At 36.8% G+C, this 16,217-nt stretch carries 13 protein-coding genes, 4 pseudogenes and 1 riboswitch; of the genes and pseudogenes, 13 read left to right on the top strand and 4 right to left on the bottom strand.

The features are described 5' to 3' along the window. Positions 1-104: transposase (locus tag ACFFIS_RS18185; protein WP_512700593.1), on the bottom strand; the 104-nt coding region annotated here is incomplete at its 3' end. A 207-nt stretch (positions 105-311) separates the two neighbouring features. Here ACFFIS_RS18185 and ACFFIS_RS06545 point away from each other — a divergent pair. Further along, positions 312-503: a hypothetical protein gene (locus ACFFIS_RS06545; protein ID WP_390186697.1), complete on the top strand. Its 192-nt coding sequence runs from the start codon at positions 312-314 to the stop codon at positions 501-503. Positions 504-806: 303 nt separating this feature from the next. Here ACFFIS_RS06545 and ACFFIS_RS06540 read toward each other — a convergent pair whose 3' ends face one another. Continuing rightward, positions 807-1,997: an MFS transporter gene (locus ACFFIS_RS06540; RefSeq protein ID WP_320381506.1), complete on the bottom strand. Its 1,191-nt coding sequence runs from the start codon at positions 1,995-1,997 to the stop codon at positions 807-809. Positions 1,998-2,073: 76 nt separating this feature from the next. Further along, positions 2,074-2,175: riboswitch (purine riboswitch) on the bottom strand. A gap of 196 nt (positions 2,176-2,371) precedes the next feature. Here ACFFIS_RS06540 and ACFFIS_RS06535 point away from each other — a divergent pair. Both ACFFIS_RS06535 and ACFFIS_RS06530 read left to right on the top strand, forming a co-directional pair. Beyond that, positions 2,372-2,824 (top strand): hypothetical protein, encoded by a 453-nt coding sequence (locus ACFFIS_RS06535; RefSeq protein WP_390186694.1) that lies wholly within the window; start codon positions 2,372-2,374, stop codon positions 2,822-2,824. Between the two features lie 234 nt (positions 2,825-3,058). Continuing rightward, a complete protein-coding gene (locus ACFFIS_RS06530) occupies positions 3,059-3,943 on the top strand; it encodes an AbaSI family restriction endonuclease (RefSeq protein ID WP_390186692.1) in 885 nt (294 codons plus the stop codon). 1,843 nt (positions 3,944-5,786) lie between these two features. Here the strand turns inward: ACFFIS_RS06530 and ACFFIS_RS06525 are convergent. Beyond that, the gene (locus ACFFIS_RS06525; RefSeq protein ID WP_320380727.1) at positions 5,787-6,653 is read right to left on the bottom strand and encodes an ABC transporter ATP-binding protein; all 867 of its coding nucleotides are present in this window, start codon (positions 6,651-6,653) and stop codon (positions 5,787-5,789) included. 367 nt (positions 6,654-7,020) lie between these two features. Here ACFFIS_RS06525 and lepB point away from each other — a divergent pair. From lepB to ACFFIS_RS06490, 7 genes and pseudogenes are all read left to right on the top strand, one after another. Beyond that, positions 7,021-7,491, top strand: a pseudogene (lepB, locus tag ACFFIS_RS06520) (signal peptidase I). Positions 7,492-7,561: 70 nt separating this feature from the next. Beyond that, positions 7,562-7,867 carry a hypothetical protein gene (locus tag ACFFIS_RS06515; RefSeq protein ID WP_320380726.1) on the top strand — a complete coding sequence of 102 codons (306 nt, stop codon included), beginning with the start codon at positions 7,562-7,564 and terminating at the stop codon, positions 7,865-7,867. Further along, a complete protein-coding gene (locus ACFFIS_RS06510; protein ID WP_320380725.1) occupies positions 7,837-8,319 on the top strand; it encodes a 4'-phosphopantetheinyl transferase family protein in 483 nt (160 codons plus the stop codon). The genes ACFFIS_RS06515 and ACFFIS_RS06510 overlap by 31 nt, the downstream gene beginning before the upstream one ends. A gap of 6 nt (positions 8,320-8,325) precedes the next feature. Then, positions 8,326-8,514, top strand: a complete 189-nt coding sequence (locus tag ACFFIS_RS06505; RefSeq protein WP_320380724.1) for a hypothetical protein — start codon at positions 8,326-8,328, stop codon at positions 8,512-8,514. 162 nt (positions 8,515-8,676) lie between these two features. Continuing rightward, positions 8,677-8,840: pseudogene (locus tag ACFFIS_RS06500) on the top strand (IS3-like element IS655 family transposase); the annotation flags it as partial. 434 nt (positions 8,841-9,274) lie between these two features. Beyond that, positions 9,275-9,907, top strand: a pseudogene (gene rhuM / locus ACFFIS_RS06495) (RhuM family protein); the annotation flags it as partial. 311 nt (positions 9,908-10,218) lie between these two features. Further along, entirely contained in the window at positions 10,219-11,214 is a 996-nt protein-coding gene (locus tag ACFFIS_RS06490) for a virulence RhuM family protein (protein ID WP_320380723.1), read from the top strand. 779 nt (positions 11,215-11,993) lie between these two features. Here ACFFIS_RS06490 and ACFFIS_RS06485 read toward each other — a convergent pair. Continuing rightward, positions 11,994-12,536: pseudogene (locus ACFFIS_RS06485) on the bottom strand (catalase); the annotation flags it as partial. A gap of 186 nt (positions 12,537-12,722) precedes the next feature. On the opposite strand from ACFFIS_RS06485, the gene ACFFIS_RS06480 reads away from it, so the two are divergent. Genes ACFFIS_RS06480 through ACFFIS_RS06470 form a run of 3 tightly spaced genes read left to right on the top strand, consistent with a single transcriptional unit; the run spans position 12,723 to position 16,207 of the window. After that, positions 12,723-14,348, top strand: a complete 1,626-nt coding sequence (locus tag ACFFIS_RS06480; RefSeq protein ID WP_390186688.1) for an ABC transporter substrate-binding protein — start codon at positions 12,723-12,725, stop codon at positions 14,346-14,348. 3 nt (positions 14,349-14,351) lie between these two features. Then, positions 14,352-15,344, top strand: coding sequence for an ABC transporter permease (locus ACFFIS_RS06475; RefSeq protein WP_320380719.1), 993 nt, complete (start codon positions 14,352-14,354; stop codon positions 15,342-15,344). Next, positions 15,341-16,207: an ABC transporter permease gene (locus tag ACFFIS_RS06470; RefSeq protein ID WP_320380718.1), complete on the top strand. Its 867-nt coding sequence runs from the start codon at positions 15,341-15,343 to the stop codon at positions 16,205-16,207. Before ACFFIS_RS06475 ends, ACFFIS_RS06470 begins: the two co-directional genes overlap by 4 nt. Positions 16,208-16,217 lie beyond the last annotated feature (10 nt).

Below are 16,217 nucleotides of genomic sequence, written 5' to 3'. Positions count from 1 at the left end.
TCGTATTCCTTGATAATTTCATTTCTAGGTTTACCTGAAAGATGCAATTGAACAATTTGTTCTTTAAATTCTTTGGTGAATGTTCTTCGTTCTCTTTTGGTCATAATTAATTCTCTCCCGACTTATTAATGAATTAAGTTTATATGACCTTAATGAATCTGTCCAACTAAGTGTAACCTATCCATAGTGAAAGAAAGCTAGCGGAAGAGGGATTTACATATGGCTATAGAAAAGTAAGATCTGATGGTAGCCTTACTAAAAAGTTCGCTACTCTAATGATGCTAAGAGGCAAACCAGTATTAGTACTACATATGGGAAATAAAATTGATAATGAAGGATTGAAGGTGCAAAAAGATGTTGATGAAAAGTTAGGCCACACTTATGAAAGAAATACCAATCAAAATGAAGAAAAAACGCATGAATCTTTTATAAGTCTGGATTGGGTCAACAACTTAGAGGATATAAAGCCATTTATTGATGAAGCGTACAGAATGAGAGATTAGCCGAAGCAAAGGGAGCACAGGGGCGGTTCTAATGCATCATTTTCCATCACCGTTTGACATTGGTTAATGTACAAGGGGAATCTGTCAATAAAGCAAAAGAACCTTCACCGTATTTAACAGATACCCAGTAATTTAAAAGGGACGTAGGGACAGGTTCATCGTATCATATCCGCCTGGGCAAGGCCCTGACCCCATGACCCATATTTAAATCATCACTATATTTTTGACCATAATAAAACACCCCGAATGTTAGTTTTTTTACTCTAACATTCGGGGTGCACTACAAAACTGTTGAAATATTACCTAAATCTCTGAACTCTGAGCCATGGTTTTCCGAATTCTTTTAGCCTTCGTTACAGGTTGTGATAGAGAGTAGATGGCACTGGCTAGGGCAAGGACAACTACAATACTACCAATCCAGGCTGTATATTCCAATTTGACGGTTTGATTTAAGACAATACCGCCAATTCCAGAACCTAGCGAAATACCAATTTGTAGGGCAGAGTTATTAAAACTTTGCTGAATATCTGATGTTACAGGATCTGTTTGAATGAGGTAACTTTGCTGTGGTGGAGCTAAACTCCAGCTTAGCCCACCCCAAATCATCATAACAGGAATAAACAATAGGAGTGAAAAGGTTGTAAAAGGTAATAGTGCTAAAACAATCGTAAAGGCGACAATAACACTAATAATACTTTTACGAGAACCAATCCGATCGGAAAGGGCTCCACCGAATGCTCCACCACCAATTGCGGCGATTCCAAAAACAAAGTAACAGATACTTATCCAATTGGCACTCATGCCAAGATTATTTTCCAAGAATGGTGTGAAATAGGCATAAAGTGTGTAATGACCTGCTAGAAAGAACATCGTAGCTAGGTGGGCAGTGATAATTTTCGGACTTGCTAATGCTTTTATTTGAGTAGAAAGCGGAATGCTGTCCGTTCCAGGAATAGGTTCTAGGAATATGGAGATAAGAATCAATGACCCAATCGCTAACAATGCGATTCCTAGGAAAAGAACGCGCCATCCGAATGCATTTGCAACCAAAATTCCAACTGGTACTCCTAGTACTAAGGATGAACTGATGCCCATATAAATAAAACCTAATGCTCTTGCCTGGTATGCAGGTTCCACAATTTTTGCAACAATCGTTAAAGACAGCACAACGATTAATGCGGTGCTTGCTGCTGTTACGACCCTTGCAATCATAATCATGGTAAAATTCGGACTGAAATACGTCACAATGTTACCAAGGATAAAGATAATCAAGGAAATCATATATACCTTTTTCCGCTCAAATTTACTAGTTAAGACAAGTAAAACAGGTCCAGCGATTGCATAGACTAATGCGAAAATGGTAATCAATTGACCAGCTGTGCTGACCGAGATACCTAAATCAGTAGCGATATTCGGTAAAATTCCGCCTACAATTAATTCCACTAAACCAACCGCAATGGTTGCTAAAGCTAAGATAAAGACTTTTAAATTCATCATATATTCCTTTCTGTATGTCGGTTATTTAGGCAGGGATTTTTGCAAATAACAAAAAACCTGATTACAAAAAATGATTCAAATGATCATTTTCTGTAATCAGGTTTTTTTACGGTTCCTGGTAGAGGCCCTCGATCCATATTTTTGAGGTTATACAGTTTATTTTGCATATCCAATTTTTTAATCAACTTTAATAGTTTACAACGGGAAGATGGAATTATCAAGGTTTTTCATGAAGGAAGAGAAACACAGTAAAAAATGGGACTGTTCTTTGCATCACTTATTGGTGCATGGCTTCGACAAATGTCAGTTGGTATCAGGCGGTCAGTATGTGGTATAGTAGACAAAAGCTGATACTTGGAGGAAATATGCGTATGCTTACATTTGAAGAGAAACTTACTATCATTGATACATTTTCGGAATTAGAGCGTCACGAGGTATCCCTTGGACGAGTCAACTACCATTATGAAGATAGTGTTTATGACAAAAAAGTTATTGTTTACCATCTACACCCCAATGGTAATGGTTTTGTATTTGCAGAAATGATTGAGGAAAAGGACTATCCAGTAGATAAAAAAGGGATGGTCAATATTCGTGACTTTTCAGAAGAGAAACTTCGAACGGTTATTCAACAGTCGATTGAATCCTTATCTGAATCAGATCCACACGAGGAAAATTGGAAGGATAAAGAGAATAACAAGCTCGTTCTGGTCAACGATTACGATACGTGGAATGTATACGCAGGCGAATTACTCGATGCGTCCTTCGCAACATACAATTCTGCCGTAGACTACCTCCAACAAGAAGGCTTTAAACGGATAGAATAATAATGATACAATTAGATTAGGAGAGGCCATTAAAGGTCTCTCTATTTTACGTAACCACTGGGACGTAGGGACAGGTTCGCTTTTTTTCTTTAGAAATATTAACCTTGTCATAAATCCAAATCTTAATCTACTACATAAAATCATAATCCTAATATAATAGTACTAGTACAAAAAATATCCGTAATTTGCTTCACGAATAGGATGTTGAAAATAAATCTAGTAAGAGGTGTAGAAATGAATAAACGCGACTATTTAGTTAAGACCTTTTCACGTACGAAAAGGAAGGATTATGAGAATTACATTTTAACAGCTATCTGGCATAAATTAGATAATATGAATCTCAAACCTGTAAGCCAACAATACGTGAAACGCCCAAATGGTACACATGCTTTGATGGATTTATATTTTCCACAACTTCATATTGGAATAGAAGTGGATGAGGCATATCATCAAGATAATCAAAAGGCGGATAAACTACGTATGGATGATATTATTTCTGCAGTTAATGAGGAATCTATCACTGACTTCGAATGCTTTAGAATAGATGCTACGAAATCGATAGAAGAGATAAATGATAGAGTCAATGAGATTGTGGGCGTTATCAATGAGAAGGCTTCAAAGACTACACTGAATTGGCGAACATATGAAGAGGAGTTACAGCAATTAAAACAACAAAAATACTTATCGATATTCGATGATATTGCGTTCATGGACATAAAGGATATTGCAAATACCGTGTTTGGAAAGAATTCCAAAAGGTATCAACGGAGCTATTTCAGAGTAAAAGATAACATGTGGCTATGGTGCCCTAAACTGTCTGTCACAGTAAATGGTGATACTAGATCAGTGGCAGCGGGCTGGCTTAACTTCTTAGCAGATGACTGGTCATTTATCGATGAGTCCCATCAAGAAGAAGCAATTGTGGAGGAAAGAAAAGAAAATTATATGGAGGAAGTAGACGTTGGGCGTAAAAGGGCCGTATTTGCCAAATACAAAGATAATCTTGGCAATAATAGATATAGATTCGTTGGGGTTTTTAAAATCTTAGGTATTTCCCCGGAAAGTGAGCGTTGTATTAGATATATACGGGTGGCTGATAAAGTGGAGGTTGTAAGGTAGGCTGTGGTGATTTATGATTGTTGCTGCCTAATGAACAAGCTCAAAAACAGCTGAAACTAATGGGTTTGCGGACGAACCTTGGCTAAATGTCCTGAATATGGAAATATGAAGAGAGTTTATGCGAAATAAAGCAACATATGAAAGCACATGCGGTTAACCATGATGTAACATTTATGTCTGTAGGGCATTTTCACTGAGAAGACCCATATCTTTTACACCACAAACTCCCATTTATTCAGGACCTTTAATGTCTTTTAATTAAAGTAAATAATAAAAATCAAAATTGGACTTTATTCACACATGTTGTTCCGCTTCGCAATACTTACAACGAACAATTTGACCTTCATAACCAGATATAGAAGCCCCACATGAATAACATTTATCGACGGCTCTTGCTGGTTTATTGATTCCAAATACATCTTTAACTGTATTCAAAGTATCTTTTATAGAGCTTGCAATAAACTTCGTCCCTGGAATGGCTCTATTATCCTTTCAATTTATTACCGCATCTTGTCCCGTTACTACTTCATTAATTGCATTTATCCATTCCCTGACATCTTTTTTCTCTCAAATCCAAAATCGACTTGTACTTGTGATCCCATTGGGAGTTCAGGTAGTGACTCATAGTCCCTAGGTGAATCTTTCCTTTGGAATGTCATATTCTTCACGAAGTCCCCTAACATAGAGTCTAACAGTGCTTTCAGCTACTTTTACTTTACTAATCCTTGCTTTAATAATTGCTTAATCTCCATATACATTTCCTATTTATCCACCTTTTCTGCCTCCACCGCTGAGTAATTCAATGTCTGATAGAATTATCATATCAATGGAGGGGTTTTTTTATAGTCTAAATTCGGTAAGGTAGTTTTTATAAAGCTTGATGGCTTTTACTTTATCTTTATAGGCAAACATCGTTTTCCTCCTGACCAATTTCGGTCTAAGATTTTGTCCGCGTGCCCAACTGTACAATCTAGTTTATCAGTCACATTTATCTATCTATTCTTTTTAAGAGCATAAAGAACAGAGAAAGTAATATGGAACAATATGTGGCAATCCAAAAAAACGGCAACAGGAAGTTGAAATCGACGGTTGTTCTATCCCATCCTTCCAGAGTCGTTATGGTGTGGACAGAAGGAGGTAATATCCATAGAATAGGTCTTACTAAATCTGGCAGCTTCTCTGTAAGTGAATCAAAGGGAACCGATAACAATAAGACAAGCCATAAACCACCGATAGCATTGATGGAGGATTTCATAAACTCTTTAGTAAAAAAGCAGCCAACACAAATTCCAAGAGTGGCTAATAATAGGTGATTCATTAGTGCAAAAAGGCTGACTAGTAGTGTGATAGATTCACCAAATATGCCCAAAATAATAGGGTAAAGGAATGCAAATAATACTAGAACAAAAGAAATGAACCATACACTTAAGAGTTTAGACAGGTAATATAAAGGTACACTCCCAGTATGGATAAGTGTTACGTTCTTTTGAACAGGTGTTTCGGTTGAAAAGACACTCACACACAATAGTGCCGAGATGAAAAACATCGATAGTGCAGTAACTGAGTAGCTACTAATTATTGGATTTGGTTTATAGGAATAGGAAATAAAGATTACCAGAATAAAAATGGCAAGGAGAGGGAAATACCGATTTGAACGATAATATTCATGTAATATATACTTCACAAGACTTCTCACTAAAACGTTCCTCCTATTTTCTACCTATGAATCTGATAGTAATGGTTTTCACCTAACATTGAACTTGGTTATATTCATGGTGTTTAGACTATGAGGATGCAGCATAGATGTTTGCTTACAACTATATCTTGATGTCATTCTAGTGCTTTATTTGTTAACGTAGTTTTCCATGATGAGCTGTTTTAAAGGATCATGTAATCCAACAGAATGAATTTTTCCACCTTGATGAAGAATATCTAAAAGAATCTGGTCGCTATTTTCTTGAGGAACATGCGCTTGTATAATTTCGCCCTTTCTGGATACGTGTAATATTCCATTGAATGTATGAATTACTTGTTCTATGATACCAGACGTTTCTATAACTATATGGGGTTTATCTATATCTTTAATATGATAATCCCCTTTTATTTGACCTTCGCCGAGGATAACGATTCGCTCCGCAATTTTTAATAGCAAATCAGATTCATGGTATGTAAGAATGATAGTTATTCCTTCCTCTTTAAACTCCGCCATCATATGAACTAACTCATTTTGTGTATGTATATCGAGACCTGAGAGAGGTTCATCTAGTATCAACAAATCTGGCTTTCTAAGTATGGATTGAATTATTCCTATCTTTTGAACCATTCCTTTTGAAAAGGTATCTATTCTTTTATCCTTTGCATGACTCAGTGCCATTCGTTCTAGTAAAATTGGAATCCTTTTTTCAAGTTCTATAAGTGGAATACCTTGGATTCTCCCCATATAGGTTAAGTATTCTAAGGGTGTAAAGCGTAATAGATTTGGAAACCGTTCAGGGACGTAACCGATATGTAGTGGTTCAACATGTTTTATTACACGACCAGAGCTAGGTAATAGTAGCCCTGTAATAATCTTAAGCAATGTACTTTTCCCTGCCCCATTAGTACCCATGAACACCATACTTTCGTGTTTTAGTATATCAAGGGAAATATCTAGGCTTACTGTTTTACCGCCATAAGTTTTCTTTATATTTTCCAAAGTAATTAACTTCATGTCATCTCGCCCCCTATACGAAAGAGTTGTTATAATAATGCACATTTATCGTGGTTTTCAGAACTCCCCATACTCAATCTTACCATGAGGAGTAGTGAGAATTAAAGTAGAAAGCCATATGTTTCCAATATGAAAATCCAAACAGGATTATAGGTTAAGAGTTTAAAATATTTATTAATATAACGTAACGATTATTGTAGTTAGTTTTCAGATGTTACCTATAGAGTATTATGCTATTATTATTAAAGTGGGAATTGCGAAAATACGGGTGGAATACAAACGCTAGGAGAGGAAAAAATAAATTACTACAGGAAGAAGTGAAAATAAGGTTTGGCAATAGGTTAAATAACTTCTTTTAGCATTAAAAATAGCTTTAATTATTGTACATTTTTTATTTACACCGATTTCAGTTGATGGTTATTCAATGGAACCTACTTTTACTTTACATAACAAGGCACGGATGATTCTGAATAAGATAGATAAACCAGAGAGGTTTGATATTGTCGTTTTTCATGCACAAGCGAGTGATTATATCAAACGTGTTATTGGATTACCAGGCAATCGAATTGAGTATAAGGATGATATGTTGTATATAAATGGTGAACTATACTAAGAACCATACTTGGATGAATATAAACAAAGGGTAACGGATGGTCCTTTTACTAATTCATTTACATTACAAGAAACAGCCGTAAGAAGTGAGGTAGTACCTGAAGGTCATTTGTTTGTGATGGAAGAAAACAGAAGAAATAGTAGAGATAGCTGACATATTGGGGCTATCGCAATGGATAAAATTGTAGGAACTACTAATATTGTTTATTATCCAATTAAAATATAAAAGTAATCGGTAAATAAAAGTACAGGAAAAAAGTATAAATATAAACTAATTAGTATTGGAGAAAGCGTGAATGGCAAGGTTTGAAGTTTATCATAATGAATTAAGGCTAAACAGAAAAGGGCAAATCCTCAATGCTCACTTATGTCTTGTGCATTGCTCTGAAGGTTCATCAGCTCTTGAAGTCGATAGTGTTTTGCATACTAGTGAATTAGCATATTACTATACTACTTTAAAACATGAACAGAGAAAGAAAAGTTTTCTTTTAGGACGCTTGGCAGCTAAAATGCAATTGGATATAAAAAGGATATTAATTTGTCAAATATACAAATTTCCCCGGGGGTTTTTATGCAACCGATTGTTAAGGCGGATGAAGTAAATAACATTCACGTAAGTATTACACACAATCAGGACTTTGGTGTAGCAATTGCATTTCCCGAGGAACATCCGATGGGGATTGATATTGAAGATGTGAACGATAAAAATCTGTTCCCCTTAAAGGAGCAGATGACAAAAGCAGAGTGGAATGTATATCGTAAACTTAATCTTAGTGAAATACAGTATGCAACAATGTTATGGACAGCAAAAGAGGCGCTTTCGAAAGTATTCAAAACTGGACTTATGACCCCGTTCTTTATTTATGAAATAGCCAATATAAGACAAACAGAGTGGAGTACATATATTAGTAATTTTGTTAATTTCCCCCAATATAAGGCAATTTCATATTTGCATCAGAGGAGTGTATTAACCATCGTCTGTCCCAAGAATACAGAGATCAATCCAAAGAATGAATCATTATTACATGATTGGATTTCGGAAAGAGAAGGGTAATTTAGAGTGACCGCAATCGGGACTAAAGGAATAATTGTGTTTGAAAATTGGAGGGATTTAAAGGTAGGTACCATTGGTCAACCAATTGAAACAGTAGAGTTACCACACCCATCCACCTTACCTTGGATAATGAGACACATAGTTGATGCGCTTCACAAAAAGCCTGCTGAAATCTACGGGTTGGAAGTTGGGTAAGAGGTACAAAAAGTGGTAGATGCAATAAGAGTGGAATTGGATAGGTTAACTTAATTAGACAAGTCACTGAAGGTCATATAAACTTGATTCAACAAAAGCCGGTGGGAATCAAACGTGGCTAAAAGAGAAAGAAGAACTTTTACAAAGGAATTTATAGAATAAATTGTCCAGTTGCATCCTTCATGTAAACCGCAAGCGGGGAGATAATCAAAAAATACGAGTTGACACCTTCTGTCTTTTATAAATGGATTCCCTAGCATAAAACAAGTGGATCATTTGAAGAAAAGGATAAACGAACCCCGGAACAGGAAGAATTGATCAAGCTATGTTAAAGGGCGTGGTATAGATGGGGATTTATAAGTATCTAGTTCAATTAGTCTTATTGGGTACTCTATTAATTTTTGGAAATATATTAATTGTAGTAATAGATAGTTCAAAGGAATTATATCTAAACCTTTTACTTTTTATATCTTTGGTTAACTTAATTGCAACTATCTTACTCCTTTTAAGGCCGAATAAGCTGAACATTAAATAATTAACATGTTGAAATATATAATATGTAATCATTTTCCATGCTGTGTGATGTCGCATTATTCCTGTGTGGCATAATTATCCAGTAACCATTTATGAAGCAGCTAATCGGTAAAACAGAGAGAACTTGCTATTTCAACCATATAGCGAGTTCTTTTTTTGCACAAATAGGAACGGATGTTTTACTCTGAGGTGTTTAATTTGCCAATCAGAATAGCTAGTCAAAGGCTTTACAATGGATGATGACCGTTTGAAAGAAATGCGTAACTTTGGACAGGATTATTTCGATGAATTACTGGAACGAATCCGTGACATTCGTGCTTCAAGGAAAAGGTTCTACCAAAAGATTACCGATATTTACGCTACCTCTGTAGATTATGATCCTAAAGCAGAAGTAACACAAGTATTCTTTGCAACAGTTCAAAATAAACTTCATTTCGCTATTCATGGTCAAACGGTTACTGAACTTATAATAGATAGAGCAAAAGCAGAGAAGGAAAATATGGGACTCACTTCATGGAAAGATGATAAATTACGCAAACGAGATGTCACTGTTGCTAAAAATTACTTATCTGAAAAGGAGTTAAAGTCACTTAACCGAATTGTTACCATGTATTTGGATTATGCTGAGGATCAGGCTGAAAGAAAAAGTCCTATGTATATGAAGGACTGGATTGATAAGCTACATGCATTTCTGCGATTCAATGAACGTGATATTCATGAAAATGCTGGAAAGGTATCCAAAGCAGTTGCAGATGCGATTGCGATACAGGAATATGAGAAGTTTAATCAACAACGAATTATTCAAAACACATCCGATGATTTAGAAAAGTTTATTGAGCATAATGATTTGAAAGGATGATGAAATATGAGGTTATCAGACACTATTATGGAGTCTAGGTGTGAACATAAATCTTACCAGTGAAATAAGTGGAACCGTACCACAAATAGTGGTAAAGCAAAGAGTTGAAATTGATTTTAGTAAAAATATATTTAAAAAAATCAAATAGTAAATTGTAAACTCCTTTAGATTCTTTCACGAATATAAGGAGTTTTCTTTTTTGCTAAGTTAGATAAGAATATATGTTCGTTTTACTGTTAAGTTTCTTACGTTTAAATGTTATAATATTCAATAGAGGAAAAACGTAATAATTTTTATGGGGAGTGAATGGAATGGACAACAATACAGACATCTTAATCTATCAAACGGAGGACGGAAACACAAAAATTGATATTAGACTGGAAAATGAAACAGTTTGGATGACACAAAAGGCAATTGCCGAACTATACCAAAAAGGTGTCAATACGATAAATGAACATATAAAGAACATTTACGCAGAAGGAGAATTACAGGAGTCGTCAACTATTCGGAAAAACCGAATAGTTCAAACTGAAGGGAAGAGAAAGGTTGAACGAGAAGTATCATTTTACAACCTCGAAATGATTATCGCAATCGGCTACCGTGTTCGTTCCCACCGAGGTACACAATTTCGTCAGTGGGCAACAGAACGCTTAAATGAATATTTTGTTAAGGGTTTTACAATGGATGATGATCGTTTGAAAGAAATGCGTAATTTTGGAGAAGATTATTTTGATGAATTATTGGAACGAATCCGTGATATTCGTGCCTCAGAAAAAAGATTTTATCAAAAAATTACTGATATATACGCTACATCTGTAGATTATGAACCTAAGGCAGAAGTAACACAGCAATTCTTTGCAACAGTTCAAAATAAATTACATTTTGCAATCCATGGGAAGACGGCTGCGGAACTTATTTCAGATAGAGCAGATGCAGAGAAAGAAAATATGGGACTTACTTCATGGAAAGGTGATAAAGTACGTAAACGAGATGTGACGATTGCAAAGAATTACTTAAATGAAAAAGAAATAAGGTCACTTAATCGTATTGTTACTAGGTATTTAGACTACGCTGAAGATCAAGCAGAAAGAAAAAGACCGATGTATATGAAGGACTGGAAAAAAAGACTTGATGCTTTCTTGGAATTTGATGAACGCGAAATTCTCCATGATGCTGGAAAGGTAGAAAAGGCTGTAGCGGATAAAATAGCCATTGAAGAGTATGAGAAATTTAACCAGCGTCGCATTGTTCAAAATACTTCTGATGATTTTGATACATTCATTGAGAATAATAATCTGAAGAAATAATTCTGAGGTTACAGTTATTTATAGATTCATCACTAACGTTGAAATTTCTACGGATGTGATGATTATTAAGTGGTGGTAAAATTAATCTTACCACTAAAAAATAGTGAACCGAATCATAAATAGTAGCGGCTTTAAAATATATCATCTAAAGTAAATGTATTAATTATCTAGTTACCGTATGATGTAAAAAGGGTGAGGTATCATGAGATCCCCCACCCCCGGGGGAAAATTGGCTTCCTATAGCTCATTAATGTCCATTTCTTATTTTTTTGCCATGCTACTCCTTTTTAATTGCCAGTAATTCTATTCATGCTGGAATAGCCAAACTCAACTTTCCAAAGCAAAATCCGCCTCTTTACAATATCTATGACAATTCTTATAACGGAAATCAGTACTTTGGGTAGTATTACTGCTTGAGCTGTTGAAATATTATCCAGGCCAACTCCAAAAATCATTTAAAGAAAATATTAGAAGTAGAATGAGCTCGGACAACATTGTCAGTTATTGATATGGATACTGGCGAAAAGGGAACAGTTTCGGAGGAATTTTTCATAAATAGTTAAAACGGTAAGGTGATTTTTTATCGGTGGTTGGTTTTTGAAATATTTGTTATGATCCGCTTCATGAGACCCTGTATTTTCAATCACACAATTTTCCTGTCCAAAAAACGATGGTAGGCAATAGCATTAATAAATTCATCTGAAAATTCCCCTATATCACTGTCTCCTATAATAACACCTTAGATCCGGAGAAAAGGCAGTTACAGTAGAACCACGCTATTTTGGCGTATTTACCCCTATTCTCTTTGCAATGGTTATTGCAAGATCTAGATCCACATTGGCAAACATGTCAACGGACTGCTGTTTCACGGATTTACTTTTCACTTTCCTGAGTTCAAAGCTAAAAGCATCGGTAATATGTTTTTTCTCCGACGGGCTTATGCTATTCCAAAAAAGCGTTGCTTGTGAGAAATGATCAGTAAAACTGTCGCTTCTCGCCCGGACCTTTTTGCCTTCGCCTTTCTCTTGATAATGCTCGTATCCACCTTCTGCAGGACTTACTGGTGCAGGGGTATTTCCTGCAAGTGAATTCCGGTGATAGCTAACTTTTCCACCATTAATCGTTTGCCTATGATATCCTTCACGCTGGTTATTATGGAAAGGTACAACGGGTCTGTTAATTGGTATTTCATGAAAGTTAGGATCACCGACGGATTAGCTGTGTATCAATATATGAAAATAAGCGTCCTTGAAGGAGAAGATCATTCGTAAAGTCAATTCCCGGCACTACATGTCCCGGAAAAAAGCAATTTGTTCCGTTTTTTGCCAAGTTGTCCCATATCCAAATAATCCAGGCGCCTCATATACACCTTTTTTACATGGCATATTTCATAGCCTGTACACATATGTTTTATAAAGAATTGAGGCCGAGATTTAGTATGTCAAATTGCATGATTGGATTCATTGCAAAAGGGTGGTTGGGAACTTAAAAATTGGAGGGTATTGCATATGAAGTTACGTGTAACATCTGCTTTATTGTTTTTATTAATTGTTGCTGTTTTGTTAAGTGCCTGTTCGGCATCGAGTTCTAAAGTAGACAAAGTGGCTGGGGCTGCGGACACGATAAAAAAGGATACATTAGTATTAGCTATTGATGGAGAACCTGATGATGGTTTTGATCCTACAACGGGATGGGGGCAATATGGTTCACCACTTTTTCAAAGTACCCTTCTGACAAGAGATGAAGACTTAAATATTAAAAATGATTTGGCGACCAACTATGAGGTTAGTGAAGATGGTTTGAGCTGGACGGTGGAAATTCGAGACGATGTGAAATTCTCAGATGGACAACCACTCACCGCGGAAGATGTTGTATTCACATTTGAAAAGGCAAAAACGAGTGGTTCTGTTCTTGATTTAAATAATCTCAGTAAAGTAGACGAGGTAGATCCCCACACCATTCAATTTACGTTGCAACAGCCTGAAATAACCTTTATCTATCAATTAACATCGATTGGAATCGTTCCAAAGCATCATTATAGTGATATGTATCAGGAAGACCCAATAGGTTCTGGCCCATATAAATTAGTGCAATGGGATAAAGGACAACAACTTATCGTGGAGGAAAATCCTCATTATTATGGGAAGAAGCCTTATTTTAAGCAATTAACCTTTTTGTTTTTGTCTGAAGATGCGGCATTTGCTGCAGCGAAAGCTGGTGAAGTGGATGTTGTAAGTGTACCACCGACTTTTGCGAAAGAGGAAATGGCTGGAATGAAGGTTATCAATGTTGAAAGTGTAGACAATAGAGGGATTGCCTTTCCATATGTAAAGGCTGGTAATGAAACAGAGGATGGTGTACCGATTGGCAATGATGTGACTGCTGATAAAGCAATTCGAGCGGCGATTAATATTGGAATTGATCGTGAGGCGTTAGTCGATGGGGTATTAGAGGGATTTGGAACTCCGGCATATTCAGTAGCTGATAAGCTGCCATGGTGGAATCCCGAGACAAAAATAGAAGATGGGGATATGGAACAAGCGAAATCGATTTTGGAGGAAGCTGGTTGGAAAGAAAATAGTGATGGTGTGAGAGAAAAGGAAGGATTACAAGCATCGTTTACTTTGCTGTATCCAGCAGATGACCAAAACCGTCAATCACTCTCGATGGCATTTGCGGATATGATGAAGCCTTTAGGGATTAAAGTGGAAACAGCGGGTAAAAGTTGGAATGAGTTAGGGGAAATGATGTTTTCAAATCCTGTGATGATGGGCTGGGGAAGTCATGACCCTCTTGAAATGTACAACATTTACAGTAGTGAAACGAGAGGAGAAGATTTCTATAATACAAATTTCTATTCAAATCCTACTGTTGACACCTATATGGAAAAGGCAATGCAAGCATCTTCACAAGAAGAGGCAAATAAATATTGGCAAAAGGCACAATGGGATGGTAAAACAGGTCTCTCGGCTATGGGGGATGCACCGTGGGCGTGGCTAGTAAATCTCGAGCATGTATATTTTATCCGTGACAATTTAGTGATTGGCGATCAAAAAGTACAACCACATGGTCATGGTTGGCCTATTACGGACTTTATTTCCAATTGGCATTGGGATGATGAGAAGGAAGGGTAGACATTGCTTTATAGACGTATTTTTTGGTACATCTCGGGTAACTTTTTTAAACTAGCAACCTTACTCATTGCTGTTAGCATTCTATCATATATACTCGTGAGCTATTCCCCGGTTGATCCTGTACGGGCTTATATTGGGGCGGATATAACAAGGGTTAGTCCGGAGCAGCGTGAAAAGATTGCTGAATATTGGGGGTTAAATGAAACAGGGATAAAGCAATATTTACTATGGGGGAAGGCGGTCTTACAGGGTGATTTAGGCACATCAGTCATTTATCGCAGTCCCGTCATACATGTCATTGGTGAACGCTTTATCGCTTCCATCGCCTTAATGGGGCTTGCTTGGGTATTATCGGGAATCATGGGCTTTTTGCTAGGAATTATAGCTGGAATGAATGAGGGAAGTTGGGTGGATCGTGTCATAAAAGGATATTGTTTTACACTAGCGTCCACCCCTGCTTTCTGGCTAGGATTATTATTACTCATGTTCTTTTCCGTATGGCTCGGCTGGTTTCCGATTGGACTAGGAACACCAGTGGGTATCCTATCGGAGCATGTGACCATATTGGAAAGGTTGAAGCATCTATTTCTTCCCGCTTTGACACTGAGCATTGTTGGTGTTGCAAATGTTGCCTTGCATACGAGGGAAAAACTGATTGAAGTGTTAGAAAGTGAGTTTATTAGGTTTGCCAAGGCAAATGGGGAAAGCGGATTTACTTTATTGTTTCGCCATGGACTGCGAAATATTTCCCTTCCCGCTATTTCTTTACACTTTGCTTCATTTGGTGAGCTTTTTGGTGGAACTGTTTTGGCAGAACAAGTATTTTCCTATCCTGGTTTAGGTCAAGCAGTCGTACAAGCTGGACTAGGTGGGGACATACCACTTCTGTTGGGGATTGTTTTGTTCAGTACGATGTTTGTTTTTGCTGGTAACTTCATTGCGGATTTATTATATCGGATAATTGATCCAAGAATAAGAAGGGAAGGAATCCAATGAGCAACCGCTTATCATCTAAATTAAAAATGGATTCCGGTATTTTTAAATGGAATATGAGACAGCGAACAGTTGTGAGCATAGTCGTTGGGATGACCCTGCTTTTAGGAATGGTAATAACGGGCCTTTTTATTGGAACTGAAAAGATCTCTGTTCACTTTGATATAAAAAATAGCGAACCTTCCATTGCACATCTTTTTGGTACGGATTGGCTAGGAAGAGATATGTTCGCGCGTACGATGAGGGGGCTTACACTAAGCCTTGGGGTAGGAGTTATCACAGCATTTTTGAGTACGCTGATTGCCCTTTTTCTAAGTTTACTAGCTACATGGAATAAATTAGCAGACATGATCGTCACATGGCTAATTGATCTGTTTTTAAGTGTGCCACATCTTGTCACCTTATTATTAATTTCCTTTGCTGTAGGTGGAGGGATGAAAGGGGTGGTGATTGGGATTGCATTAACCCATTGGCCAAGTTTAACAAGGTTGCTTCGTGCAGAAGTATTACAACTTCATGCAACAGATTATGTGGGGGTGTCAAAGAGGTTAGGGAAGTCACGTATGTGGATTGCAAGGAGGCACTTATTGCCACATTTAATTCCGCAGCTTCTCGTTGGTTTTATTTTACTGTTTCCACATGCCATTTTACATGAAGCGGCAATCACGTTCTTAGGCTTTGGATTATCACCTGAACAGCCTGCAATTGGTATTATCCTTTCTGAATCGATGCGTTATTTATCAACTGGAATGTGGTGGTTGGCATTTTTCCCAGGGCTTTCATTACTTGTGATGGTGAGTGTATTCGATCTAATTGGCCGTAGTTTGCAAAGGCTTGTTCATCCTTTTTACGGGCAACAACTATAGGGAGGGATTA

The sequence above is a fragment of the Paracerasibacillus soli genome (assembly GCF_042432965.1).
Classification (GTDB): Bacteria; Bacillota; Bacilli; order Bacillales; family Amphibacillaceae; genus Paracerasibacillus; species Paracerasibacillus soli.
The sequence above is the reverse complement of the archived record's forward strand: the minus strand, read 5'-3'. Positions and strand labels throughout refer to the sequence as shown.

Bases quoted from the DNA above. Each gene is read 5' to 3' on its own strand.
- ACFFIS_RS06480 (WP_390186688.1), top strand. From the start codon at position 12,723: ATGAAGTTACGTGTAACATCTGCTTTATTGTTTTTATTAATTGTTGCT.
- ACFFIS_RS06515 (WP_320380726.1), top strand. From the start codon at position 7,562: ATGGCAAGGTTTGAAGTTTATCATAATGAATTAAGGCTAAACAGAAAA.
- ACFFIS_RS06530 (WP_390186692.1), top strand. From the start codon at position 3,059: ATGAATAAACGCGACTATTTAGTTAAGACCTTTTCACGTACGAAAAGG.
- ACFFIS_RS06540 (WP_320381506.1), bottom strand. From the start codon at position 1,997: ATGAATTTAAAAGTCTTTATCTTAGCTTTAGCAACCATTGCGGTTGGT.
- ACFFIS_RS06470 (WP_320380718.1), top strand. From the start codon at position 15,341: ATGAGCAACCGCTTATCATCTAAATTAAAAATGGATTCCGGTATTTTT.
- ACFFIS_RS06525 (WP_320380727.1), bottom strand. From the start codon at position 6,653: ATGAAGTTAATTACTTTGGAAAATATAAAGAAAACTTATGGCGGTAAA.
- ACFFIS_RS06490 (WP_320380723.1), top strand. From the start codon at position 10,219: ATGGACAACAATACAGACATCTTAATCTATCAAACGGAGGACGGAAAC.
- ACFFIS_RS06545 (WP_390186697.1), top strand. From the start codon at position 312: ATGGGAAATAAAATTGATAATGAAGGATTGAAGGTGCAAAAAGATGTT.
- ACFFIS_RS06510 (WP_320380725.1), top strand. From the start codon at position 7,837: ATGCAACCGATTGTTAAGGCGGATGAAGTAAATAACATTCACGTAAGT.
- ACFFIS_RS06535 (WP_390186694.1), top strand. From the start codon at position 2,372: ATGCTTACATTTGAAGAGAAACTTACTATCATTGATACATTTTCGGAA.